The organism is Gardnerella sp. c11Ua_71 (assembly GCF_055818025.1).
This window is the reverse complement of sequence record NZ_JARFVR010000007.1, coordinates 63,769-89,727: the sequence shown is the minus strand read 5'-3', so window position 1 is coordinate 89,727 and position 25,959 is coordinate 63,769. Positions and strand designations below refer to the sequence as shown.

18 protein-coding genes and 1 other RNA gene are annotated in these 25,959 nt (G+C 44.7%); 1 reads left to right on the top strand and 18 read right to left on the bottom strand.

All coding sequences use genetic code 11. The annotated features are described in order from the left end of the window. Positions 1 to 356: 356 nt before the first annotated feature. From P0106_RS06655 to P0106_RS06610, 10 genes are all read right to left on the bottom strand, one after another. Positions 357 to 3,266, bottom strand: a complete 2,910-nt coding sequence (locus P0106_RS06655; protein WP_473730597.1) for an SdrD B-like domain-containing protein — start codon at positions 3,264 to 3,266, stop codon at positions 357 to 359. 499 nt (positions 3,267 to 3,765) lie between these two features. Further along, positions 3,766 to 5,283, bottom strand: a complete 1,518-nt coding sequence (locus tag P0106_RS06650) for a formate--tetrahydrofolate ligase (protein ID WP_473730596.1) — start codon at positions 5,281 to 5,283, stop codon at positions 3,766 to 3,768. A gap of 212 nt (positions 5,284 to 5,495) precedes the next feature. After that, positions 5,496 to 7,103: a C69 family dipeptidase gene (locus tag P0106_RS06645; protein ID WP_473730595.1), complete on the bottom strand. Its 1,608-nt coding sequence runs from the start codon at positions 7,101 to 7,103 to the stop codon at positions 5,496 to 5,498. A gap of 197 nt (positions 7,104 to 7,300) precedes the next feature. Beyond that, the gene (locus tag P0106_RS06640) at positions 7,301 to 7,852 is read right to left on the bottom strand and encodes a YbhB/YbcL family Raf kinase inhibitor-like protein (protein WP_415682498.1); all 552 of its coding nucleotides are present in this window, start codon (positions 7,850 to 7,852) and stop codon (positions 7,301 to 7,303) included. Positions 7,853 to 8,119: 267 nt separating this feature from the next. Continuing rightward, complete coding sequence (locus tag P0106_RS06635; RefSeq protein WP_473730594.1) at positions 8,120 to 9,307, bottom strand: DNA polymerase III subunit delta'; 1,188 nt, start codon at positions 9,305 to 9,307, stop codon at positions 8,120 to 8,122. An 11-nt stretch (positions 9,308 to 9,318) separates the two neighbouring features. Continuing rightward, positions 9,319 to 10,011: a dTMP kinase gene (gene tmk / locus P0106_RS06630; protein ID WP_004113832.1), complete on the bottom strand. Its 693-nt coding sequence runs from the start codon at positions 10,009 to 10,011 to the stop codon at positions 9,319 to 9,321. A 20-nt stretch (positions 10,012 to 10,031) separates the two neighbouring features. Next, positions 10,032 to 12,920 (bottom strand): type I DNA topoisomerase, encoded by a 2,889-nt coding sequence (gene topA / locus P0106_RS06625; protein ID WP_473730593.1) that lies wholly within the window; start codon positions 12,918 to 12,920, stop codon positions 10,032 to 10,034. Positions 12,921 to 13,090: 170 nt separating this feature from the next. Then, complete coding sequence (locus tag P0106_RS06620; RefSeq protein ID WP_473730592.1) at positions 13,091 to 14,212, bottom strand: PAP2 family protein; 1,122 nt, start codon at positions 14,210 to 14,212, stop codon at positions 13,091 to 13,093. Positions 14,213 to 14,258: 46 nt separating this feature from the next. Beyond that, positions 14,259 to 14,355: signal recognition particle sRNA small type (gene ffs / locus P0106_RS06615), an RNA gene on the bottom strand. A gap of 67 nt (positions 14,356 to 14,422) precedes the next feature. Next, positions 14,423 to 15,565, bottom strand: coding sequence for an inositol-3-phosphate synthase (locus P0106_RS06610; RefSeq protein ID WP_473730591.1), 1,143 nt, complete (start codon positions 15,563 to 15,565; stop codon positions 14,423 to 14,425). A 134-nt stretch (positions 15,566 to 15,699) separates the two neighbouring features. Here P0106_RS06610 and P0106_RS06605 point away from each other — a divergent pair, with 134 nt between their 5' ends. Further along, positions 15,700 to 18,051 carry a transglycosylase domain-containing protein gene (locus P0106_RS06605; protein ID WP_473730590.1) on the top strand — a complete coding sequence of 784 codons (2,352 nt, stop codon included), beginning with the start codon at positions 15,700 to 15,702 and terminating at the stop codon, positions 18,049 to 18,051. 361 nt (positions 18,052 to 18,412) lie between these two features. Here P0106_RS06605 and P0106_RS06600 read toward each other — a convergent pair whose 3' ends face one another. From P0106_RS06600 to thiS, 8 genes are all read right to left on the bottom strand, one after another. Beyond that, positions 18,413 to 19,126, bottom strand: coding sequence for an HAD family hydrolase (locus tag P0106_RS06600; protein ID WP_415691171.1), 714 nt, complete (start codon positions 19,124 to 19,126; stop codon positions 18,413 to 18,415). A gap of 130 nt (positions 19,127 to 19,256) precedes the next feature. Then, positions 19,257 to 19,871, bottom strand: coding sequence for a heat shock protein transcriptional repressor HspR (locus P0106_RS06595; RefSeq protein WP_004112824.1), 615 nt, complete (start codon positions 19,869 to 19,871; stop codon positions 19,257 to 19,259). A 40-nt stretch (positions 19,872 to 19,911) separates the two neighbouring features. Beyond that, the gene (locus P0106_RS06590) at positions 19,912 to 20,955 is read right to left on the bottom strand and encodes a DnaJ C-terminal domain-containing protein (protein WP_004113822.1); all 1,044 of its coding nucleotides are present in this window, start codon (positions 20,953 to 20,955) and stop codon (positions 19,912 to 19,914) included. Between the two features lie 209 nt (positions 20,956 to 21,164). After that, the gene (gene grpE, locus P0106_RS06585) at positions 21,165 to 21,935 is read right to left on the bottom strand and encodes a nucleotide exchange factor GrpE (protein WP_415707039.1); all 771 of its coding nucleotides are present in this window, start codon (positions 21,933 to 21,935) and stop codon (positions 21,165 to 21,167) included. Then, positions 21,935 to 23,836 carry a molecular chaperone DnaK gene (dnaK, locus tag P0106_RS06580; protein WP_473730589.1) on the bottom strand — a complete coding sequence of 634 codons (1,902 nt, stop codon included), beginning with the start codon at positions 23,834 to 23,836 and terminating at the stop codon, positions 21,935 to 21,937. The genes grpE and dnaK overlap by 1 nt, the downstream gene beginning before the upstream one ends. A gap of 200 nt (positions 23,837 to 24,036) precedes the next feature. Further along, a complete protein-coding gene (locus tag P0106_RS06575; protein ID WP_004113807.1) occupies positions 24,037 to 24,765 on the bottom strand; it encodes a HesA/MoeB/ThiF family protein in 729 nt (242 codons plus the stop codon). Between the two features lie 42 nt (positions 24,766 to 24,807). After that, complete coding sequence (locus tag P0106_RS06570) at positions 24,808 to 25,626, bottom strand: thiazole synthase (RefSeq protein ID WP_004112835.1); 819 nt, start codon at positions 25,624 to 25,626, stop codon at positions 24,808 to 24,810. Between the two features lie 85 nt (positions 25,627 to 25,711). Next, positions 25,712 to 25,918 carry a sulfur carrier protein ThiS gene (thiS, locus tag P0106_RS06565; RefSeq protein WP_101892000.1) on the bottom strand — a complete coding sequence of 69 codons (207 nt, stop codon included), beginning with the start codon at positions 25,916 to 25,918 and terminating at the stop codon, positions 25,712 to 25,714. Positions 25,919 to 25,959 lie beyond the last annotated feature (41 nt).

Sequence of the window (25,959 nt, the reverse complement as noted above, 5' to 3'; positions counted from 1 at the left end):
TCTTTTATCACCGAGATTCTTGATTTTTCTTGCTCTCTCGGCGAGTCACCACCTTCGGCGCTGAGGCTCGCCTCTTTCGCAGCGAAAAATCTTGAATCTCCACCTCACTTGCGCGACGACCTGCCTTCGCGCTTAGACCGCGCGAACGACAGGACCTGCCCGAGATTGTACGTGATTTAGGTCAAATTTGGTACAAACTCGGGAAAACAATTCCGCTTTTTGTAGCTCTAATCAGCGTGTCTAACTACAAAAAGCGGAAACAACAGACGAAACACAAAGCAAAAACAAAACGTCGCCCACACACCGTGATTGATGTGTTGACGACGTTTTATATTATTCACCTGAATTTTCGACAATTATTGCCTGTGCTTACCCTTGCAGAAATAACGCTTTATTTTATTCGTAGCCCCCAGAGCGAGCATAGCAACAGACGCAACAGCTGTGAAAACTGTGCTTACGCCAGTGTTTACAAGCTTATCCCTTACATGCTCTTGCTTAGAATCAGCATTATTATTGTCAAACGAACTTTCATTAGGCTGACTATTATTGCTATCTAAATCATTATTAATGTTTGGTATCGGATTATCTGATTCACGAATCTCAGAGTGATTAGGTTCTGAAGAATCCTCCTTAGGCTGGGGATCCTCATACTGAGGGGGATCATTAGACTCTGTGTCATCAGTATCAGGATCCTTAGGAGTATCAGACTTAGGATCATCAGGCTTAGACTCAGGATTCTTAGGGTTCTCATTGTCCTTCGGATTTTCAGACTTAGGATTAGTATCCTTTGGATCAGGATCTTCAGTCTCATCCTTCTTAGGCTCATCATTAGGATCAGGATCCTTAGGATCCTTCGACTCAGGTTCCTTAGGAGTATCAGGCTTATCATCCTTAGGTTTCGTAGGATTATCAGGCTCCTTAGGATCTTCAGGTTTAGTATCAGGTACATCCCTATCCTGATAATTTGGATTATTAGGCTTATCCTTAGGATTTGGCTTAGGATTTGGCTTAGGATTTTGCTTAGGCTCATCCTTCTTAGGATCAGAAGACTTAGGAGTATCAGGCTTTACAGGATTGTCATTCTTAGGGTCAGTCTTTGGCTTAGGCTGCGGATCTTTCGGCTTAGGGTCCTTAGGCTTAGGATCCTTGGGATTTTCAGGTTTAGGCTGAGGATTCTTAGGCTTCGGCTTATGATCAGGATCCTTCGGATCATTCTTCTTAGGATCAGGATTTGGCTTAGGATCCTTCGGTTCATCCTTCTTAAAAGCTCCAGCATCAATATGCTTTTTATCTTCGCCAGCAGAAAGACTTATATTGCCAACATATGAGTTTTTTGAAGCCGAATTATCGGTTTCTGCAGATCCGTTTTCTATAACAGACCTATCCGTTACAGGCTCTCCAGGAATCGCGTCAGAATCTACAGAGGAATCTGACCCCTTATGCGTATATGTAAAACCAAAATATTCACTACCTTCTGGAAGTGTAAATTTAACAACATAGTTTCCTGGCAGCAAATTAGTAAATTCGTAAGATCCATCAGGCGAAGTAGTGGTAATAGGATTAACCTTATTGCCATTTATGTCGATTACTGTGCTATCCCCATACTGTTTAACAAGCTGTACTTTTGCACCAATTATGCTCGACTCTCCCTTATCTTGAATACCATTATGGTTAGCATCAAACCACACGCGTCCACTCAAAGATGCAGGAATGACGATTTCAATAGGAACTGTGCTAACTTTGCTGCGATTACTGCGCGCATACGTTGCAACAGTCTCCTGAATTTTGTTAATAATTGGCGGATATTTCAAAGTATTATCTGGATAATTATCATTACAATCTAACGCACGATAATACGATTTTATGTATGCGCTTGCTTTTCCACTCATCCAAATACCGTTGCTAATATTATCAGGACCAAACACAGTTGAATCTGGGTTAAATTCTCCAGATATTAGCAACTCAGAAGGTCTGCTTTGTTTTGGAACAGTTCCCCAACCATCGAAATATTTAGAATCCAAAATATCGCCGAAAACTTCAGTATCCCCATAAGCAACTTTTTCTATTCCAATATTAGCCATAATTTTACGAGCTTCATCGTTGTTGTTAGGCGAACGGAAAACTGTTAAATGATGATTTTTAAAAACTTGCTTAGTTCCATTTAAAGCATAGTTCTTAGAACCAAATGGAATTTTAAATCTCAACTTAATCGGATCATTGTCGTTCCCATTGCGATAAATAGTTACGAATTGGTTATGCTCAATATTTGCAGGTATTAATTGTGGTAACCAAACACCATTCTGCGACTCAACCATAGTGCTTCTACTGTCATAATCGACGCCGCTTGTTTCCATAGATAGACCAGTGAACCAGAATCCATAATTATCTCTGCCGTCCCATCCAGTTACCAGATCCGAACGCACTAGGCATGGATTTTTTTGCAGTATCCTATCGTTTGGAAAATCTCTTAATCCGCCGATTGTAGAAGTATATTCCATAGGCGTTGGGAAAGGCATATATGACACTCTGCCTTGGATTAATGGTTTCACACCTTTTTTGTAATTTTTCAAATCAACTAGATCAGAAGTTTTTGCATTACTGTTGACTACTGTATGGATTTCAATGGAAACTGTTTGATTATTTTTTATTACATCACCATTGGATAATACATTGCCAGAGTGATTCACGCCTTTTATGGCAGCAAGGTATGGCATTTCATTTGCAAAATCAGAAGACCACTCGTTGTAATTAAAGTAGACGTCAAAAAGATTATAGTTACCGAGATTGTGGTTACCAAACGACTTAGAATCTGAAATCTGTACTACTTTATTTGCAACACTGCCAGCATCAACAACAAAATCATTTGCGTTTACTGTAAGAATTTTCGGAATGGCTAGTCGAAGATATGGTCTAAAAACATCGCCAGCTTCAGGAACAATAAATTTGGCTGTAGCCCGGAGCGTAAGCTTGCTACCTGGACGCAGAATTTTATTAGTTTTATTCGTATTCGCATGATTGTCAGTAGAATCTCCATCAACATAGCTGATTGAAGTCCTTACTTCTGGAAGTTTCCCATCTGGCTTGCCGAAATGCTGGGTAGGAGCAGGAATTAAATCAATGTTGTTAATACTGGATTTATTCGTTGGAATGTTCTCATGATTAGTAAAAACGTTATCATTGCTAGACTGAGCTAACGCCGAAGAAGATAAACTTGCTGTTAATAACGTGGCTGTTAATAAGCTAGCTGTCACTATTTTCATTTTCATTAAGTATTTTCTCCCTTCGCTCATGAAAATAGTTATGAGACAAGCCACGAGTAAAACACTAAAAAATTTATTTTTCAAACTGAAAATTGTCGTAAATTTTCCGACGACTAAAATCCTTTTTATATTTATGGAATCGCCGAATAAAAAAAAAACACCTTCGGCGAGTCTGAAGAAAAATTTAAATTAATTAAGATAAAATACGAAAAATATGCATGTTAACTCTCTTATAATAAAGCTAAATCGTAATATTTTCTGTTGTTATAACAATATGATAATTAAATAATACATGTGAGGTTTTTCACATTACACAATATGGCGCAAGTTCAATACACAAATATCTTTACGATAGATACAACATGGATCCTATGTAAGATAAAAGACGTTTATAAACGACATTCATAAAAGACATTCATAAAACAAAAACGTCGCCCACACACCATGATTAATGTGTTGACGACGTTTTGTTATTTGCTATTAATGATTAATATTTAAAAAGCAATCACACTATTTTTGGCATAGGCGTTGTAAGCGAAGACGTAAGATTGACTTGCACAACCCCAGCTCCAGCATGAACTTCTACTTTCTTTAAAGTTACAGTGCGAGAATCTTCAGGCGCGTGATCGTCATCCGTCATGGTTGCTGGCGATTTTACAGCAACAAGAGCCAAGCTATCAAAATCAACACCAGACTTATTGCACAAATCCTGTGCTGCAGTCAAAGAAGCAGCAAAACCATCCTTTTCAATCACTCGACTTTCAGGAACTCCATATGCCTCGGCGCAAAGCAAATTAATGCGCTCGCGAAGCGACTTTCCTCGGCGGCTTTGCGGAACTTTCGTTTCAGTATCAGCGGTGATTACAGACACAAAATCATCTAGCTGATCTGCCAAGCCATCGCCGCCGTCTCGGAACAAATTGCCAACAATCGGCTTACGGAATCCTAAAGTCTTAGCTTGCTCAAGCAAATCTGGAACCTGCCCATCTTCACCTTCCCACAAATTGATAAGAGGGAACGTAGGAATATTAAGCGACTCAAGGCGCGAAACGTGGAATGGGTAGCGCCATGCAAGAGTTTCGTCATCTCGCCAAGTAGTTGCTCGAGTAACAACAACCGCCGCCGATGGCATTGCTGCTCCAAACTCACGCACCGCAATATCTAGCCACTTTTGCGCACCAGCGTCCGTGCCATATCCTGCTTCCACAACAACAACATCGTGCAACGCACAAGCCATTTCAACGCTTACAAGGCTTGGAATACCAAGAGATACGTTGGCAAACGGACCGCAATGAACATAAATCGGAGAACCATTAATCGTCTCAGTTTTTGCAGGCTTTACAGCATCGGCAAGAATATTTGTGATTCGCCACAAGTCAACAAAATCGCCAAATTTAACAGGATTCCCATCTTTTGTGCCAGCAATCATGGCAGCAACGCGATTTGCGATTTCTTCCATGCTTCTCGAAAGCACTACAATTTGCATAAGCTCACAAGTTGGCGTTAACACAACGCGCTCCGCAACCGTGCTCTTGCCAAAGTCAACAGCAATACTACGCAAAGATCTTGAAGGTACTTCACTTACGCGCGGCACTAAAATCGTGTCTAAAATACCCTCGTCAATCGCTTTTTCTGCAAAAGAAACAAGCAAATTCTGCGCACATTCAATGGCAGCCATTTCTCCGCACAATCCCCAATCGATTAGCTCAGGGTGCGAAAGTGAGGACTTTCCGCCGCCGCTAGCGCCGCCTTTTGAACCCGCTGCAGTAATGCCCATGCTTGGCTGGCGCAAAACAGCCGCCGCATCTACCCCGCGTTCGCGCAACGCGTCTACCAGCGCAATAGTGGTAGTTGTTTTGCCTTCTCCTCTAGAAGCCTTAAGAGGAGTATCAGCTGTAACGAGTAGCACTTTACCGTGCTTTTTTTGCTCACTTGGATTCTTCTTTAAATAATCCATAAATCCGAAGGCGTCTATTTTTTTAACTAATCCAAATTGCGTAGTAAACGAATCAAGAATGCTCATATTCCCCACTTTCATAAGCAAAAAGCCTAGTAGATGCCCAATAGTGTTCAATAACAAACGTTCAATAACAGATGCCCAATAAACGCTCAATAGTAAACGCGCATAGCTAATGTAAATGAACAATTTTTATACTATACGATTGCATGGGCGTGGTATAGCAATATTACATTAAAACTATGCGCGTTATCACTAATGTCTATAACAGCTTGCGATCAGTGATCGGAACGATTAAAACCATTCTTCATACGCATGCTAGTTATGTACAGCACTGTGTCAAGCAAAGAATCGGTTTCTTTCTTCAACTTTGCTGCCATATCGTCGTTCGCTTCAGCCAAAGCTTCACGCACTTTGTCGTTACGAAGCTCTGCAATAATTGCTTCAGGATCGCGAACTAAATCATCGTAATCTTCGCCTTCATTACCTTCACGTTCTGGTTCGTAATCCTTCAAAGAAACGCCAAGAAGATCTGCCGCAGCAGCATCCGTAGACTTAACCATTGCGTAACCAAGGGAACCGACAACTTCTTGGTAACGCTCAATCGCGTTTGCAGTGTCGTTAAATGCGGCATCCGCAAGAGCTGCAATAATGCGATTCTCCCAATAGAAGTTTTCGCTTGTTACGCGAGTAGTCGTATCTTCCAAATACTTTGGAGTGCGATTTACGTTCGGATAGAACGGAATCAAAGAGTTGAAAGGATTAGAACCGTAAGTAATCCACTGAATTGCGCGCATTGGTTCTGGCACGTAAGGGCGGATTTGCATTACAGCAAGCTCGCTTTGACGATTGATGCCGATTGGGCGGAAAAGATGACGAGTATGCTCATCGCCAAGCTTGCCGTAAGGATCATACTCAGTGCCCTGATAGTGCGAGCTAAGCACATACTTAACGTCTTCAACCGTCACTTTGCGCTCAGGCTGACGCGCCCACGGAATATCGTTGCTATCTGGCTTGTGATCTGCGTCTTTGCCATCCCACACTTCGTCATAAGGATTCAAGAAACGCTCCATAAACCACGCGCGAGGAGTGTTGTACACGTGATCGGCATCTGAATGAGAGCCGAAAGCATCTCGAGGATTAAATGGTGAAGCGTTTTCTACCGACAAATCTAAGTGATTTTCTTCAATAAACTCAAGCAAATCAGCAGAGCACATGTGCTCTTCTTGGTCTCCCAAAGCGTCTTCCAAATCGAACTCGTCGATTCCAAGCTGGTTTGGCATAACAACATACGCCTCGTCTGGCACGCGCTTAGCAATCCAGTGGTGTCCGCCAACAGTTTCCATCCACCAAATCTCGTTTACATCCGAGAACGCAACGCCGTTCATCTCGTAAGTGCCGTACTTTTCTAGCAACGCGCCCAAACGCTCCACGCCTTCGCGAGCGCTACGAATATAAGGCAAAACAAGCGTTAAGAAGTCTTCTTCGCCAATTCCGCCTGGCACTTCTGGCTTGTAGTCAGCGTCGCCTTCCTTACCTTGCGCTTTTTTAAGCTCCACCATTGGGTCAGCACCCAGCACGCGCTCGTTGGATGTAAGCGTTTCGGTTGCGCTCATTGCCACGTTTGCTTCGTTAACGCCAGCTTCTCCCCAAATTCCTTCGCGCAAGTCTGCGTTTGGAACGCTTGTGTATTGCATTGGATTATCTGGAAGCTCTACTGTTACGTGGCTAAGCACAGACTTATAAACGCGAGGCTGGTCTTGCGGCTTTACTACCACTAAACGCTTTGGATTAAACTCGCCATTTGCTGAGTCTTCGTTACGCGCAATAAGCGTGGATCCGTCGTAGCTCGCTTTGCGTCCTACTAAAATTGTTGTGCATGCCATATTTGCATCCTCATTTTTCTAATTTTTGATTATTTTGGTTATTTGATTATTTTTGATTATTTTGTTTGTTTAGATTAGTTTGATTGGTTTTGCTTATTTTTGACTATTTTACGCACGCATATATAGTCGTAAGCTGCTTGCGACTAATCCGCACGAAGTCATATAAAGCCTAAATCCTAAATTCTAAAGCCTAAACTCTAAGCTTTTCCTCGCAAATATAATCCGTTAACGTCTACATACGAATCATAATGCCTGATTTCATTCATCATTTCGTTAAGATAGAATCCCTCTTTAAGATTTGGAAGAGGTTTTTGCGTGCCGAACACTTCTAGCATGTAGTCGTGATCCTTGTCTGGAGGCTGCGGACCGTTGTAGCGCATAGTAATAGAAGGATCCGTGCACCCCACAAATCGGCTAGCTTGCGAGTTTCGCCCTTGTACAACTTCTGGAATCATAGTTGGCATTGTTCGCGAAAAATCTTGCGGAATTTGCAACGCATGCGAATCGTTAAAGTCAAACATAAGCGCTTCCACTGGAACATTTGCCACAACCCAATGAATCCACTGGAATCCGCACACTGGTATAGCATCGTCGTCTACAAATCGCCAATGCAAGTAGTGCACAAAATCCGGCAACTTGTCTACATAAAATGGAAAAGACACGACTGGAACGCCGTTAATCTTGTTTTCTTCCGGCGCAGCTTTTGCAAAGTTGTCTGGAATAGTGGTGAAATCTGTAGAAATATTCATAATTTAAGTATCTACTACCGCTGTGACTATGCGCGCCAACCTGCCGTAGCGCTTAAAGCGTAGCGCGCGAAGGCAATTTGGCGCGCTGAGCAGCTCAAGGCAGAAGCACTGCTTCTGCGCTGCGAAGACGTTCGCGCGCTACGCTATTCCTCACGGCTATTAGTAGCCGTTCGGCTGATTTGGCGCATAAAGTCCACTGGACTTTATGCCTTAAGCCAAATCACGCTTTGAAGGAGCTTGAAATGCGTTATGCAATTTCAATCTCAGTCAAAGCGCACATAAAAGTGCTTCAAAAATAAGCGTTGCGTTTCCATTGCCAGCAAGCCGCTTTTTTGCCACAGCAAGCGTGTCCAGGCATTTAAGCGCGCGCTCTGCTGTATTTTTTTTAGAAAGCTGCATAATTTCTGCTTTAAATTCTTGATTCACAAGTGGTGTTTGTAATTGAGCATTGTTTAGCACAACAAGCACATCTCTGTAAATGCTGCAAATTGCATCTATTGCGCGGTTTAAAACGTCTCTACTTACGCGAGTGACTTTTCGCTTAACATCGTCTTTTTTGCCAATCGCATTGTATGCGCTACGAATTTTAGGCGGAATTTTATCTGTTGGCTTAATGCCATTTATGCGCAAAAACTCGCTTTGCTCAGCTTCAACAGACTTTTGAACCTCATCTTCTGCCTGGCTTTTAGCATCTTCAATTAGCGTTTGAGCAAGCATAATCGCATCTATTGCGCTGCTAAGACGCAAAACGCCTGCCACAAGCTCTTCTCTTCTACTTCTAGCGCTCTCGCTTGTAGCGTAGAGCATTGCTAAATCAACGTTTCCTTGAGCTATGCGAGCCACGTTTGCCGCCGTTTTTGCATCAATGTGTGCGCTTTGTTGCACGTATTCTTGCACATCTTGGTCGCTTGGTTGAGCCAAATTCACTATTTGAGACCTAGATCGAATTGTTGGCAAAACATCTGCCGCGCTTGCCGCGCAAAGAATCCATATTGTGCGAGGTGCTGGCTCTTCGATTTCTTTTAGCAAAACGTTTGTTGTGCGCTCAAGCATGCGCCCAACGTCTTCGATTATTATGATTCGCCACGGTGCAACACTTGGCATTTGCTCGGATATTGATACGAGTTCGCGCACTTCGTCAATACTAGTTGTGACTTTATTCGTGCTTAAAATGTTTACGTCTGGGTGCGTTCCAGCCAATACTTCACTTGCGATTTTATCTGTGTTTATTTGATTGTTTATTTGAGTGGCGGAGTTTTCGTCGGCTCGGTTGCTTGCGACTTTTGCGCTCGATTGCAATGCCGCTGCAAACGCTCTTGCTACTTTTGCACACCCGAATCCAGCAGATCCGCAAATAAGCCACGATTGCGCGATTTTGCTTGAATCGCCTTGCGCTACTTTTTTAAGGCGTTCAACAACTTGCGCTTGACCAACTACCGATTCCCAAACGTCCATCGCTAAAGTCCTTAATTTTCTGGCGATTCTGGCGATTTTTCGTCACCTATTCCAGCATTATCCAGCAACTCGCACACGTCTTTAGCAATCAACTTAGATAAGTCGCAAGCTGGCAAAGTGGCGTCTAAAACGCAAAATCTTTGCGCATTTTGTTTAGCAAGATCTAAGAACGCTTCACGCGTGCGGCGCGCAAAATCAAGCCCCGCGCTTTCCATGCGATCCGCCTGCCCATGCAATCGCACAGCAGCATCCTTCTCGCTCATATCTAGCAAATACGTGCGATCTGGCCAAAGGCAATTAGACGCCCACTCGCTTAAATCGAGCACATCTTGCATAGTGAGTTCACGCCCCCCAGACTGGTACGCTAGTGATGAGTCAATGTAACGGTCCGTTATAACCACCGCCCCGCGCCGCAAGGCTGGGATGATGATTTGCGCAGCGTGTTGAGCGCGATCCGCAGCAAACAGAAGCGCCTCGGTGCGCGCAGAAATCGCTCCGCCGTGCAAAAGAATGTTGCGCAACTGTTCGCCCAACGGTGTTCCGCCAGGCTCTCTAGTCACAACAACCTCAAGTCCGCGTGCTTGCAAAAAATCGCGCAAAGCCTCAACTTGCGTGGTTTTCCCAACGCCGTCTATTCCTTCAAAAGATATAAAAAGCCCTTTGTTTAAACCGCTAAGCCCGCTGTTTTTAAGACCTATAGTCATTTTGCATACCTCTTACGGGTTTACTCGGATTTAGACGTAGACTTTTTAGCTGTAGCCTTTTTAGTCGTACTCTTTTTAGCCGCTGTTTTCTTTGTAGAAGTCTTTGTAGAAGTCTTTTTAGCTGCCGTCTTCTTGCGCTTTACAGGTCCAGCCGCGCGTTTTTGCGCCAAAAGCTCAAACGCCACCTGCGGCTCAATCGACTCAGGCGTGTACTGCTTTGGCAGCGTTCGATTCGTAACGCCGTCTGTAATATAAGCTCCGTAGAAGCCATCTTTAATCACCACTGGCTTTCCGCTCTCTGGATCTTCTCCAAGCTCCCTAAGCGGCGGTTTTGCAGCTCCACGCGTGCGCTTTGCATACTTCGGCTGAGCAAAAAGCTCCTTGGCTTCGTCTAAAGTCACACTAAAAATCGCGTCTTCGCTTGCAAGCGAACGATTATCTGGCTTGTCGTCCACAGCCGAATTACCAGACGATGCCGAATCGCTAGCAACCGTGCGCTCGTAAGTTTTAGTCAAATAAGGTCCGTATCGACCATTATTCGCCTCAATCTTCGCGCGCTTCACTTCGCCTTGCTCATCAACTTCTTCCACAACGCCAACCAATCGAGGCAAATTCAAAAGTCGCAAAGCATCTTGCAAAGTTATTGTTGCAGGGTCCATTGTTTTAAACAAAGACGCCATTTTTGGCTTAGCTTTAGCAGACTTTTTAGATTTTGCATAAGACTTTGAGCCAGTTTTAGCAGAATCGTCGGCTGCTTGCGACTCATCCTCATCCGAAGCTTCAACAAGAGCAACGTAAGCTCCAAAACGCCCGTTCCTAACTTCTACACTGCCTCCAGTTTGCGGATCTGTACCCAAAACGCGCGGACCGTCGGAGTTGTTCTCAATCAAATCTCGTGCAACTTGCTCAGTCAACTCGTCTGGAGCCAAAGTACTTGGAATCGAAGCTCTGCGCGCATTGCCATCTTCGTCTAGATTCTTCGTATCTTCCAAATACGGGCCGTATCTGCCTACGCGCACGTGCAATCCGCCGCCAATATCAATCGTGTTGATTTCTCGAGCGTCAATCTCGCCAAGCTGATCAACTTGTTTTTGCAAACCTTCATGCATTGCAAAGTCGCTAGCAACCGCCGAAGAATCGCCAGTCGCCGCCCCGTTATCTCCAAAGTAAAACTGGTAAAGCCAATCTTTACCAGCTTCCTCGCCATGCGCAATACGATCCAAACCATTTTCCATGTCTGCCGTAAACGCGTAGTCAACGTAAGTTGGGAAATTAGTTTCCAAAAGCTTAATAACCGCAAAAGCAAGCCAACTTGGAATCAACGCGCGCCCACGCTCATACACGTATCCGCGGTCAATAATAGTGGAAATAATGCTAGCGTAAGTAGACGGCCTACCAATCTCCTTAGCTTCCAGCGTTTTAACTAAAGACGCTTCCGTGTAGCGAGCTGGAGGCTGAGTTTCATGACCATCAGCGCTAACTTGCAGAGCTTTAAGAACATCGCCAGAAGACATAGCAGGCAAAGCCTTGGACTGTTCATCTTCACTAAATCCGCCAAACACCTTCATAAATCCAGCAAACTCAATCACAGTTCCAGAAGCTTGGAAATTAGCCGTTCCAAAGCTGCCAGCCGAAGCGTCCAGCTTAACTGTAGCCGTAAAACCAGTAGCATCCGCCATTTGAGAAGCAAGAGTGCGCTGCCAAATAAGCGTATAAAGCTTAAGCTGATCAGCAGGGAGAGCGTCAGCCAAATCTGCAGGATTCCTAAACGTAGAGCCAGCAGGACGAATACACTCGTGCGCTTCCTGAGCGCCTGCAGAAGTCGTAGCATACTGTTTTGGAGAATCCGCTAAATACTCGTCTCCAAAACTAGACTTAACGCAATCTCGAGCCGCAAAAATCGCCTCTTTAGAAAGCGTTACAGAATCAGTACGCATATAGGTTATGTAACCGTTTTCGTACAAAGATTGAGCCGCGCGCATAGTTTGGCGAGAACTCATCGACAAGCGGTTTCCAGCAGTCTGTTGAAGAGTAGAAGTTGTAAACGGAGGCAATGGGCGGCGGCGATACGGCTTAGTGTCCATTGAGCTCACAACAAAATCAGCCGTGCCAAGACTCTGCGCAATCGCACAAGCATCCGCCTCGTTCAAATAGTGCGCTAAAGCAGATTCACCCTTAGTTTTTTGAAGCTCGCCAAGCGAATTAAAATCTTTAGAAGCAGCCAAACGATTGCCATTTAGAGCCGTCATTCGCGCTTGGAAATCAACGCCATTGGCGCTCAAATCCGCGCAAACATCCCAATAGCTCGCTTTTCTAAACGCCATTCGCTCGCGCTCGCGCTCAACAATCAAACGCGTTGCAACAGATTGCACTCGACCAGCCGAAAGACCCGGCCCCACCTTACGCCACAAAACTGGCGAAAGCTCGTAGCCATACAATCTATCCAACACGCGGCGAGTCTCTTGCGCATCAACCATATGGTCATCAACGTTTCGCGTGTTAGCAAGCGAAGCTTGAATCGCATCTTTTGTAATCTCGTGAAACACCATGCGCTTTACTGGCACTTTTGGCTTAAGTGCTTGCACAAGATGCCACGCAATCGCTTCTCCTTCGCGGTCCTCATCAGTTGCGAGGAACAATTCACCCGACTTTGCGAGCGCAGCCTTTAAATCCGAAACTGTTTTCTTTTTATCCGCGCCAACAACATAGTATGGCTCAAAACCATTATTTACGTCTACGCCAAACTTGCCAAATTCTGCCTTTTTAGCAGCTGGCACCTGACTTGGCTGTGCTAAATCACGAATATGACCCACGGATGCCATAACAGTGTATCCGCTTCCAAGATATCCGCCTATTTTACGCGCTTTAGTGGGAGACTCCACAATGACAAGCTTGTTCTGCTCTGTCATACGCTCTCCTTTCGTACAGATGCATTTTGTATGCATATTCCGCGCTTTTACTACTCAATCCACGCAAACTCTAACGCAATACGCGTTTCATATTCAACAAAATCAACAAAATCAAACTTTGCGAAATATCAGCATATACTCCTATATATACCACTTTACTTATTTTTTATTCAATTAGACGATAATCTTAACAATAAATCGTCCTCATCTTGACGTTTTGGAACTTCGCTTTTTGAAGGAGGAGTAGGCGGAGCACCAACTAATCCTAGCCTACTTAAAGGAGCTGCACTGGATTGTCTAAGAACCATCAAAACGCCGAAAGTCAAGCTACACACTCCTGCTACAGCCCAATATGCGCAAGAGTGCGATACCCCTATAGCCCATTTTGCACCTAAATCTATTCCTGGCATAATCTGGTAAATCATGTACGAACAGTAAGTTAGGCAGATTATTCCCATTGTGATCATTGCGCTTCCAACGATTTGCACGCTTATAGATGATCTTCTTGAACCTGGCACGTCCATTCCAGATGATCTTGTAAAAATCAACACTGTTGATGTTACAGCACCAACTATGAGTACGGATATCATAACGTCTGCCGGCCTGTGCCATCTGCCTCCCAAAAGAGCTATGGCAAGCAGAAATGTGATTATTGCTGAGCCAAGTGCAACCCATGCTCTAAAAACGCGACTTACAGCGCAAACAAGCAGCGCGCACGCAGCCGCCATTAGTAGCATGTGACCAGACGGAGCGGAATTTTTTGCAAGCGTTGCTACATTTACTAGGATCGGACGCGGAAGCACACGTTTTAGAGGCTCTGCAGCTAGAGATAAAACTAGTATTACAGCGCATTGCGCAATCAGCCACCAGCGTTTTCTTATGATTGATATTATTGCTGCCGCAGCGCAAATCAAGGCAGATAAGACTATAACGAGTATGGAACTTCTAAGCGGAGTTAGTACAACAGACAGCCACGACGGAATGGCACTATATCCAAAAGTACTAATCACCATTTCTTCATACGACTGACCTATTGCGGTTCTAACGGCTAGAATCCACATGATTGATGCAAAAGATGCAAAAAGAACAGCACACAGCGCACACAAAGCTATTGTTGATATTCTAGGACGATTCATCAGCGGATCGAGCTTAGAAATATCTTGATTAGCCTCGCTGCTTTGAGAATTTTGACTATTTTTGATATTTTCACCAATGCCGCTAATTTGACTATTATCACTGTCGTCGCTGCCATCGCTAATCTTGCTGCCTTCAAATAGACTCATACCAAGCATTTTATCAAACAACACTCTGCACTACAGAGCACTTGCGCTACAAAAATATAAGAAACCCCCGCGCACCCACCAGAGGCCACTTACCCTTGCTGCATTCCTGCCCTGGGGGGATTGGGTGACGTAGTGCCACGCGGAGGCTCTACCTATATTACACGATTTTGGCTACAAGTCGAGCGCAAGTCGCAAGCTTCCGCACCATTAGGCGCATTGCTAGGCGCGCCACACGCTTTTACCATGTTCTTTTGCAGCCTCAACATCTGCATTAAGCTGCGACTCATCTGCCTCAACATCTCCAGCAATATAGCGCTCAACGAGTTCGCGCGCCTCGCTATCTTCATGCTGAACAGCTGGCGACTTCATAAAGTAGGAGCTAGGAGCCAAAATCGGGCCTGAAAGCTTGCGATCCAACGCAATCTTCGCTGCGCGCACAGCGTCTATAACAATTCCTGCAGAATTAGGCGAATCCCACACTTCGAGCTTGTACTCTAAGCTAAGCGGAACATCTCCAAAAGTGGTGCCCTCTAAGCGCACAAACGCAAACTTGCGGTCGTCAAGCCAAGCAACATAATCCGAAGGACCAATGTGCACGTTGTGATCATCCATATCGTGCGGAACAATCGAAGTAACCGCGCGCGTCTTAGAAATCTTCTTCGACTCAAGCCTAGAGCGCTGCAACATGTTCATAAAGTCCATGTTTCCGCCAACATTAAGCTGATAAGTGCGGTCCAAACGCACTCCTCTATCTTCAAAAAGTCGCGCCATAACTCGGTGCGTAATCGTAGCTCCAACCTGGCTTTTAATATCGTCGCCAATAATCGGAACGCCTGCATCGCGGAATTTTTGCGCCCAAACTGGGTCGGAAGCAATAAAAACAGGAAGGCAGTTTACAAACGCGCATCCAGCTTCCATAGCTGCAATCGCATAAGCCTTGTCTGCTTGCTCGGAGCCTACTGGCAAGTAAGACACAAGCACGTCTACATGCAAATCGCGCAAAACCGCGGCAACATTTACAGGCTCTTCCTTAGACTCCTCAATCATTTGCTTGTAGTAGTCGCCCAAGCCATCGTAAGTAGGTCCACGCTGCACTTTAACACCAAGATTAGGCACGTCTGCAAAGCGAATCGTGTTGTTTTGCGAAGCATAAATCGCCTCGCTTAAATCATGACCCACTTTTAAAGCGTCAACATCAAAAGCTGCTACAAACTCAATATCTCGCACACGATATTGCCCAAAAACAGCATGCATTAATCCTGGAATTTTATCGCCATCATTGGCATTTTTGTAGTATTCAACGCCTTGAACCAACGACGAAGCACAATTGCCAACACCGGCAATGGCAACGCGGATACTCATATAAACTCCTTGCCCAAAAACAACAGCATATAATCATGCTGCACTAACACACTTTTATAATACTAGCTTTTACAAATATTACACATGATATTACATATGATTAAAATTCCTCGCCAAGCGCTAACTTGGATTATATGGTTGCAAATAGTAATGGACAAAATTCGCACTCTTCTAATACAGGACGCACTGTAAGAAGCGCGACTTCTGCAGAGGAAAAACGACGCGCAAACGCCAGAACTGGAACAGCCAGACCAAGCGCAACAAGGCAGAGGCGTCAAAGAAGAAAACACAAAAGAATCCGCGACACGTGGCGAACAAAACATCCAATCCTATTTTGGGCATTAATCATAATTTTTACGCCAATAATCCTTGGCACACTCGTATTTGCGGTTATGTATGTGAACACCGACATTCCGCAGCCAGATAAGATTGCAATGGCAGACAAAACCAAGGTGTACTACGCAGACGGAAAAACAGAAATCGGTAGTTTTGCGGAACAAAATCGAGAAATCATAAGTTGCTCTGCGCTAAAACCATATGTTGGCAACGCGATAGTCGCAAGCGAAAACAGATCGTTCTACAAAGACGGTGGAATTGATTTTAAAGGAATTGGACGCGCAATAATTCACAACATAACTTCTAAAGGACGCTGGGGCGGGTCCACAATCACACAACAGTATGCAGAACGCTACTATCTTGGTGAAACAAAAACGTATTTAGGCAAGCTTCACGAGGCGATTCTAGCTCTAAAAATCGCGCAAACACAAGATAAAAATACTGTGCTATGTAACTATATGAACACTATTTATCTTGGTCGCGGAGCGTATGGAATACAAGCGGCAGCAAAAGCGTACTTTGGTGTAGAAGCAAAGGATCTTACACTATCTCAAGCAGCAATGCTGGCTGGAATAATCCCTGCACCAAGCAGCTGGGATCCTGCAATTATGCCTAAAGAAGCGAATATGCGATTCAAGCGCGTTCTTAGGATTATGCGTGAAGACAAGTACATTACTGACGCAGAATATAAAAGCGCTAAAATGCCACAAACCATTAATCAGACTAAGCAAAACGTTTATTCAGGACCTCAAGGTTATTTGCTTAACATGGTTCGCAGCGAGCTTACTCAAAGCGGAGCTTTTACAAAGGAAGACCTTGATACTGGCGGATATCGTATTGTTACAACAATCGACAAAGCTAAGCAGGATTTAATGTTTAGTGTGGCAAGCCCTGCTATGGGTGGTCGCGGAATTGCTCCAGCTGGATTGCAAGTAGGTGGAATGAGTGTAAATCCTAAAGACGGGTCAATCATATCCGTTTATGCTGGAGATGACTATCTTTCTAAACCGCTTAATAATGCTACTCAAGCCCTTTATGAACCTGGAAGCACCATGAAGCCATTCGCTTTAATCGGTGCTATTCAGGCTGGAACAAGTCTTAATACGCTGTTTAATGGAAATTCTAACCTAAAGTTTGAAGGCATAGATAAGCCTGTTAACAACTATGCAAACACTAATTGGGGAACAATCAACCTTTATAAAGCAACAGCAAACTCCGTGAACACGCCGTTTATGTCTTTGCAGCAAAAGCTTGGGCGTAGGGCTGTGGCTCATACTGCTGTTACGGCTGGCTTGGATCCTAAGAGGATTAATGGCGAAAATCCGTTCACAGTGTTGGGTAACGACCCTGTGCATGTTAGCGAAATTGCGCGAGCCTATTCTACGATAGCAAGTCAGGGGCGCAGGCCAGATATTCATATTGTTGCTAGCGTTAAGAATCCAGATGGTAAAGAATTTTATAGAGCTCCAACATCTGGACGACAAGTGTTTTCTCCAGCAGACATGGTTCTTACCACTAAAGCTCTGCAAGGCGTTGTGCAATATGGTACTTCTACGGAAGCTAGGGGTGTTGGCAAACCTATAGCTGGAAAGTCTGGTACCGCAAACGATGAGACTGCATGCAGCTTTGTTGGTTTTACTCCTAGTGTTGTAACCGTGTTTGCTATATGGTATCCGAATGCGCAGGGAAATCCTCAGCCTGTTCCGTCTTTCCGCGGTTATCCAGGCGGTGTTGGGTATTCTGCACATTTGTTTACAAAGTATATGCGTCACGCGCTTACTGGAATGCCTACCGAGAAGTTCCCAGAAGCTAAGGATAACGGCAAAATTGGTGGTGAAGATGGCAAGTGGGGACTTGGAGGCAATAGGCGTACTTCGGAATACGACTACTCGGATAGAGCTTCTGACGATAAAGAGCCTTATAAGGAAAATAAGGATAAAGTAGATAGGACAGAAAATAAGCCTTCAGATTCTGCAGGCGCGGCTGCTGGCGACTCTTCTCGTGCGTCCGAAGGATCTTATGGATCTGGGCTTGGTTCGGGAGAGTCTGGTCAGTCTGAACGCAATTCGTCTGGAGCATTTGACTCGCCAGGATCGCCATATGGATACTCTGGATCAGAGACTCAAGAAGGCGCTGCTGGCGGCGATTAATCTATATTTCCCCGAGTTTGTACGTGAATCGGGTCGAATTTGGTACAAAAAGCGTCGATTGGTTCGCGCGTTACAAGATTACGTAGGTTGCGCCAAGTAGGTAGAGATTCGAGATTTTTCGCACTGAATGAGATGAACCTCAGCATGAAATGGTGATTCATCGAATGAAGAAGAAAAATCGAGAATCTCGGTGATTAAGATATACGCAAAAGTTTTAGATATTCAGAAGGTTTGATGTATTTCTATACGAGCAATAAAAGAGGAGCGTAGCGACGGGACTTGCGAGGAGAGAAATACTCAAACCTCGCGCAACAGCAAGCAAAGAAATACCGTTCGCGCGCTCTAAGCGCTCACGTATTCGCTACTGCGCAATTCGCGCAATAATGTAGCGCTCAAGCGTTTGAGGCGTAACATCTTCGTATCCATGTATATCAGCGAATTGCGGTCCGTTACTTACGTCTAGATTCGAGTACGCTGTTTGTGCAAGAGTCGTCGCCCCCGAAGCTGCAGCCGACTTTAACCCTGCAAACGAATCCTCAATAGCGATGCAATACTTCATGTTTTGCGCACTAATACCAAGCAGTTTCCCTGCTGCTAAATATGGCTCGGAGCTTGGCTTTGTAGCATATCCATCGTCTCCGCAAATGTATCCTGCAAACGCACCTTTTGGCGCATGGTTCACAATGTTTTCAACAAGTCGCCTTGGTGAATTGCTCACTAGAATCGAAGGGATTCCTGCATCCGCTAATTTTTGCAAAAGATTCAGAACGTCTGGCACCCATGGAACCTCTATCTGCTCTTTTTGCGCTACATAGTCCACCATCGCGTTGCCGATTTCTTCAACGCCCATTTTTGTTCCGCGAGCAATCATGGCTTCAGCAACATCTTTTAAAGATCCACCAGAATACTGCCAAGCTAATTCTTCGCTCCATTCGCCACCATGTTCTTTTGCGATTTGGATTTCAGCATCATGCCAATACGGTTCCGAATCAATTAGCGTGCCGTCCATATCCCAAAAGACTGCGGAAAGCTTGTGATTTGTGGTGTTTTGCGCTGCTGTTGTGTTTAGTGCCATCAATACCCTTTTGTTTTGTCGCTTTACGTATGCAATATTTATCAATATTTATATTTTATATTTACATTTTATATTTAAACATTTGATTAGTATTTAATAATATCTAAACTAATGTTAGACTGCTACATTGCTATATTCTGAATGCTCGCCACAAAACAACAGACTTATCGTCGTTTAAATCATCATAATCACAATTGTTGTATTGAGCATCGTTTTGCGAGTGAGAATGTTTATTATACGATGATGGCAATGCGCGCTGTTGAACACGAATATCGCGCCGCCAATCCTTTGCGCTTTGTGACCTTTGAACTTCTACAATATTCCCATCTACAGTCGCAGTAAAAATATTTCGTTCAGCGCAATTGGCTTCTTCAATCAAATGTCTTACTTGTCTTTTAAGCTGGCGATTTTCTTCTTGCAAAGCCAAAATACGCATTATTCCAGCAAGATTTACTCCATCCTCTTGGCTTAGTTTTTGTGTTTGCACAAGCCTATCTATGTCTCTAAGAGAGTATCTTCTAGCTCCACCTTCTGTACGCTGTGGCATAATCAAGCGCAGCCTGTCGTACTGTCTTAGTGTTTGTGGATGAGTGTCGGTTAGGTTGGCTACGTGGCTTACTGTAAAAATCGGCATGTCGATTTTAAAGCCGACTTCATCTGCGCCGTCAAGAGTTGCGCTTCCACGCACTAACGCCACTGCACACATTTCGTACAATGCTTTAGTTTGGCGCTCCAACCTAACCATGACTTTTCCTTTCTACACGCACACACTAAGCGATTTGTTGCTATGCGCGCAAATCGTGCACTTCTTGCTCATATGATTCTCCGCATGCCTTGTTGAATTCTTTTGCAGCACGCTTTATCATCATGCCCGATCGCTTTGGTATTTGTATTTGTACGATTCCTACAAAGGCTCCATTTTTACCTGGCACGCCTTCGCCTTCTACACGTACTTCGCTACCGCTAGATGTTCCAGCTGGCACTTTAAACACTACTGGCTTACCATCTAGGTTTTTAAGCGTGACTTTTGCTCCGCGAACAGCCTCATCTAGTGTAAGCGGAAGATTTGCCACTAAATCACAGCCGCGTAGAGAAAAATTATCGGTTTTTTCTACCTGCACCTGTAAGTACATATCTCCAGCTTCTCCACCAAACTTCCCTGGCTTACCCTTGGACTTTAAGCGGATTTTTTGCCCATCTTTTACTCCTGCTGGAATATGAGTTTTGAACGACTCTCCGCCAGATCGCAGCGAAACCGTAGCACCTTTGAACGCTTGTTTAAATGTTAGTTTGATTGAAGTTGTAATGTCTTCACCGCGTTCAGGCGAATTTTGTGGAGCAGATTGACCATACTGACCATATTGACCATATTCTGCACCGCCATTAAAGCCACTTCCTCCAAATCCTTGCGAAGATTGCGCTCCTGCACCTCCCGTGAACATGGAGAATATGTTTCCCATGTCTGGTCCAGCTCCGCTTGTGGAGAATCGCACGCGAGACCCATTTGAGCCTCCGAACATCGATGAGAATATATCGCTGAATCCACTTGCGTCGAATCCGCCTGCTCCAGAGCCTCCAGCGAATCTTGCTCCGCCCGCTCCAAATTGGCGTATCGCATCGTAACGCTGACGTGTTTGCTTATCTTTCAAAACGTCATACGCTTCGGACACGTCTTTGAATTTTTCTTCCGCTTCTTTTGTTTTGTTTAAATCAGGATGATATTTTCTAGCTAGTTTTCTGTATGCTTTTGTGATTGTGTCTTCGTCGGCATCTTTGGAGACACCGAGCACTTTGTAGAAATCTTTGGCTAACCATTCATTTTCAGCCATTTGTGCCTCCTTCTTATGTTTCGAGCACATTGGCATAACATTTATATATAAACCTTAAATACAAACCTACTCGTGTTGGTTTTGCGTTTTTAAACAGTGTTTTAAACGTTTTAAACCAGCACGAGTAAGTTTTTATGGGATTCTTCGCTAGTCGGTAACTGCGTTTTATTGCGTTACATACAAACCATACGAATGTTTCACAGCGTGTTTCACGAGCTTGCTGGCGACGCAACAACTACTCTAGCTGCGCGAATCACTCGATCTCCGATCCTGTATCCTGCTTCTACAACAACATCTACTGTGTCTTTTGTAGCATCTGGATCTGGCTTATGCAGAATCGCATCGTGCTTAGTCGGGTCAAATTCTTCGCCCTTTTCGCCGAACTTTTCAACGCCGAATTTCTCAAATGCTTTGTCTAACTTTGCAGCAACGGCTTTAAATGAATCGTCCATATCGCTATGTTCACGAATACGATCAATATCATCTAAAGCAGGTAGCAAAGCTGTTAAAACATCGATAATTCCATGTTGACGGAATCGATCTTGCTCTTTAGAAGCACGGTTGCGGAAGTTTATGAACTCTGCTCGCTCGCGTTGCAACGCTTCCAAATACTCCGCCGCCTCTTTTTTGGCTTTGCCAAGCGGTGTTAAAGAATCTTCTTCTTCGTTGCTTTGCGTGTCTGAAGAATCATTATTTTCTTGAGACTTACTAGCGTTGGCTTTATCGTCGGTTGCTGGCGACTTTTCCGCATCGGCACTTGCATTAGCATCCACATCTTGTGTTGACGTATCTTGCGTCGCCGCATGCTTTGCCTCATGAGCAGCTGCGTCTTGTGCTTCGTTTTGTGATGCATTCACATGCTCATTAGACGAGGCTGCACTAGCAGAATCAGCTGGATTTGACGATTCTTCCAAATCGCCAGCATCCGAAGGCACATCTTCCAATCCGCTCAAGTAGTCGTTGGCGTTAAACTCGGACATTACTTGTTGTCCTTATCGTCCTTGTCGTCGTCCACCACTTCGGCGTCAACCACGTCGTCATCCTTTGCAGAAGATCCAGCGCCTGCATTTGCATCAGATGCAGCACCAGCAGCGCCAGCCTGTGCACCTGCAGCACCAGACGCACCCTGCTGAGCGTAAAGCTGCTGACCAATCTTTTGAGCAGAAGTCATAAGCTCGCTCTGAGCAGACTTAATCTTCTCAATATCATCACCCTTCAAAGCTTCCTTCAAAGCATTAACCTTTTCGGTAACTTCCTTGGAGATTTCGTCAGAAAGCTTATCCTTATTATCGTTAACAAGCTTTTCAGTCTGGTAAGCAAAGGATTCTGCCTGGTTACGAGTATCAGCTTCCTCCTTGCGCTTCTTATCTTCAGCTTCGTGAGCTTCAGCTTCCTTAACCATGCGGTCAATCTCGTCCTTTGGCAAGCCAGAACCGCCAGTAATCGTCATGGACTGTTCCTTGCCAGTGCCCTTATCCTTAGCGGAAACGTGCACAATGCCATTAGCATCAATGTCGAAAGTCACTTCGATTTGTGGAACGCCACGAGGAGCTGGAGCAATACCAGTCAACTCAAAAGTACCAAGAGGCTTGTTATCACGAGCAAACTCACGTTCACCCTGATAAACCTGAATCAACACGGATGGCTGATTGTCTTCTGCAGTAGAGAACACTTCAGAGCGCTTAGTTGGAATTGCGGTATTACGCTCAATAAGCTTCGTCATAATTCCACCCTTGGTTTCAATGCCCAAGGAAAGTGGAGTTACATCAATAAGCAGAACGTCTTTTCGGTCTCCCTTAATAACGCCCGATTGCACGGCTGCACCAACAGCCACAACCTCATCTGGGTTCACGGACTGATTCGCTTCCTTACCGCCCGTAAGCTCCTTTACAAGCTCCTTGACGGCTGGCATACGAGTTGAACCACCAACAAGCACCACGTGATCAATCTGGCTTACGGAGATGCCAGCATCGGAAAGCACGTTGTTAAATGGCGTACGGCAACGACCGAGCAAGTCGGAAGTCATTTCCTCAAAGTGAGCGCGAGTCAAAGTTTCATCCAAATGCACTGGAGTTCCGTCTTGAGTCATTGCCAAGTACTGCATAGAAATTGAAGCAGAAGTAGAAGAGCTAAGCTCCTTCTTTGCCTGCTCAGCAGCTTCCTTCAAGCGCTGCAAAGCAATCTTATCCTTGCTCAAATCAACGCCGTACTTGTTCTTAACTTCGCCAACAAGCCAGTCGATAATCTTCTGATCCCAGTCATCGCCACCCAAGTGGTTATCGCCATTAGTTGCCTGCACCTGGATTGTAGAGAAGCCGTCGTCATCCTTACCAATCTCAAGAAGCGACACATCGAAAGTACCGCCACCCAAATCGAATACCAAAATGCGCTCGTCTTCCTTGCCTTTTTCAAGGCCGTAAGCCAAAGCTGCAGCAGTTGGTTCGTTAATAATACGCAGCACGTTCAAGCCTGCAATCTTACCTGCATCCTTAGTTGCCTGACGCTGTGCATCGTTGAAGTAAGCTGGGCATGTAATAACGGCATCGGTTACTGGCTCACCAAGGTAGGCTTCAGCATCGCGCTTCAACTTCATTAAAACCTGTGCGGAAATCTCTTGTGGAGTCCACTTCTTGCCATCAATCTCAACAGACCAATCCGTACCCATATGGCGCTTTACAGAGCTAATCGTGCGATCAACGTTTGTAACTGCCTGACGCTTAGCGACTTCACCAACCAAGATTTCGCCCGACTTGCTGAATGCCACCACGGATGGTGTTGTACGCGCACCTTCTGCGTTAACAATAACTGTTGGACTGCCGCCTTCAAGCGTTGCAATGCAGGAGTTCGTTGTTCCTAAATCAATACCTACTGCGCGTCCCATAATATCTCCTAGCTATCTTTATCTATGTACCTTTTAATCTATGTACTCAAATTCTTGGCAGCCAGCCTTGCGACTAGCCACTTTTTCTTTTTACAAAACTTGAGTCTAACACACTCAAGTTATTAAAGTCAAATATTTTGGTGCGCGTTTCGCAAAAACTTAATACTACTCCACTCAACTTTTGTAACTTTTCGCAAAGTTCACGCAAATCTAAAATGTCGAAGCGAGTTATCAATGGCGTTATATCGCGCCAAAACCCCAATAAGCGGCTTTCCTATACCAGTTATAATCTTGATTGCTTCAGTTGCCATCATTGCGCCAACAATAGCTGCAGTTGCGCCTAATACAGCCGATTTTGGCACTTTTTCTTTAGGCGGAGGGCAAGCATACAAGTCACGCAAAGTAGGTCCTTTTCCTGGCACAAAAACGCTTACTTGACCTTCATAATAAAGAACTGAGCCATAAACTTCTGGCGTGCCAGCACTACAAGCAGCATCCGCAATCAAAAAGCGCGTAGCAAAATTATCACAACCATCAATTATTAAGTCGTGATTTTCTACAAGTTGTTTTGCGTTGTCTTCATTAAATCTATTTACAAGGTTGATTTTTAAACCTGGAGATAATGCCTGCAAGCGCTTAGCTGCAAGTTGAGCTTTCGACTTGCCACACTGATCCACAGTGTATAAAGTCTGCCTTTGCAAATTAGAAAGCTCTACAACATCGTCGTCACAAATCGTGATTTCACCAACTCCTGCAGCAGCAAGCGAAAGCAAGCACGGCGAACCAAGTCCACCTGCCCCAACCATGCAGATTTTCGCATCGCGAAGTAACTGCTGATGTTCATGCGTAAAGCCTGGCAGGAGCAAGTGGCGGCAAGTGCGTTCCGCCTCAAGCTCCTGCAGGTTATCATAAATCTTATTAATCGTCATACTGAATATGCTGAATCAATTACAGTACAAAATTTACAGAATTTACAGTACCGCGTCAGCCCAAGCGCGACCTTCAACAGGCGAAGACGCGAGCGCATGCTCACGCTTAGGAATACGGCCAGCATCGTGAGCAAGCTTACCAGCAGTTACAGCAGCAGCCATTGCACGACCCATCTTTACAGGATCTGGGCAGCGAGTTACAGCGCTTGCAAGAAGCACGCCCGAGCAACCAATTTCGAAAGCTTTAACAACATCGGAAGCAGTTCCAACGCCAGCATCCAAAATCACAGGAACGCCAGATTCTTTGCTTTCTTGAACAATCAGCTCAATGTTTCGAGGATTCAAAATACCAAGTCCAGTTCCAATTGGAGCACCCCCTGGCATAACAGCCTTCACACCAAGCGACACAAGGCGACGAGCCACAATCGGATCGTCATTCGTGTAGCAGAGCACGCTAAATCCTTCTTCAACTAGCTTTTCTGCAGCAAGCAAAACTTCGCGAGTGTCTGGGAGCAAAGTATCGTCGTCTGCAATCACTTCGAGCTTAATCCAATCAGTTCCAAGTGATTCACGAGCCATTTTTGCTGTAAGAACAGCATCATGAGCAGTTTTGCAACCAGCAGTATTTGGCAAAACGTTAATGTTATGGCGTTGCAACATACCGTAAATATCAACTCCAGTTTTTGCGTGACGACGCAAAGCAACAGTTGCTACTTCCGCGCCTGAAGCAACAAGTGACTTTTCCATAATGTCAATGCTTGTCATTCCACCAGTGCCAAGCAAAAGCCTTGAATGTAAGGTCTTACCGCAAAGCTGCCAAGTATCGACATTTTCTTCATTATTTTCTATATTTTCTGTCATTTTAAGCCTTTTATATAAATTTTTTGAAACTATACTCAAATTATTTGAAATCAACCGCTATTGTGGATCAGTCGCCTATTGAGGGTCATCCGCCCTGAACCGCGCTGAGAATTTCGATCTTATCCCCATCGCAGATGATGGTTGATTCCCATTGGGCGCGCTTAAGCACATCGTCGCCAATCGCGACCGCTATGCCAAAACCAGAGTCAGATCCGTAGAGTTGTGCAACAAGTTGGGCAATAGTCAAGTCATCCTTCACTTGAGCGGTTTCACCATTGACGACGATTTGCATAATTCAACCTTTATTAACGTCCATTAAAACTTGCGTCACTA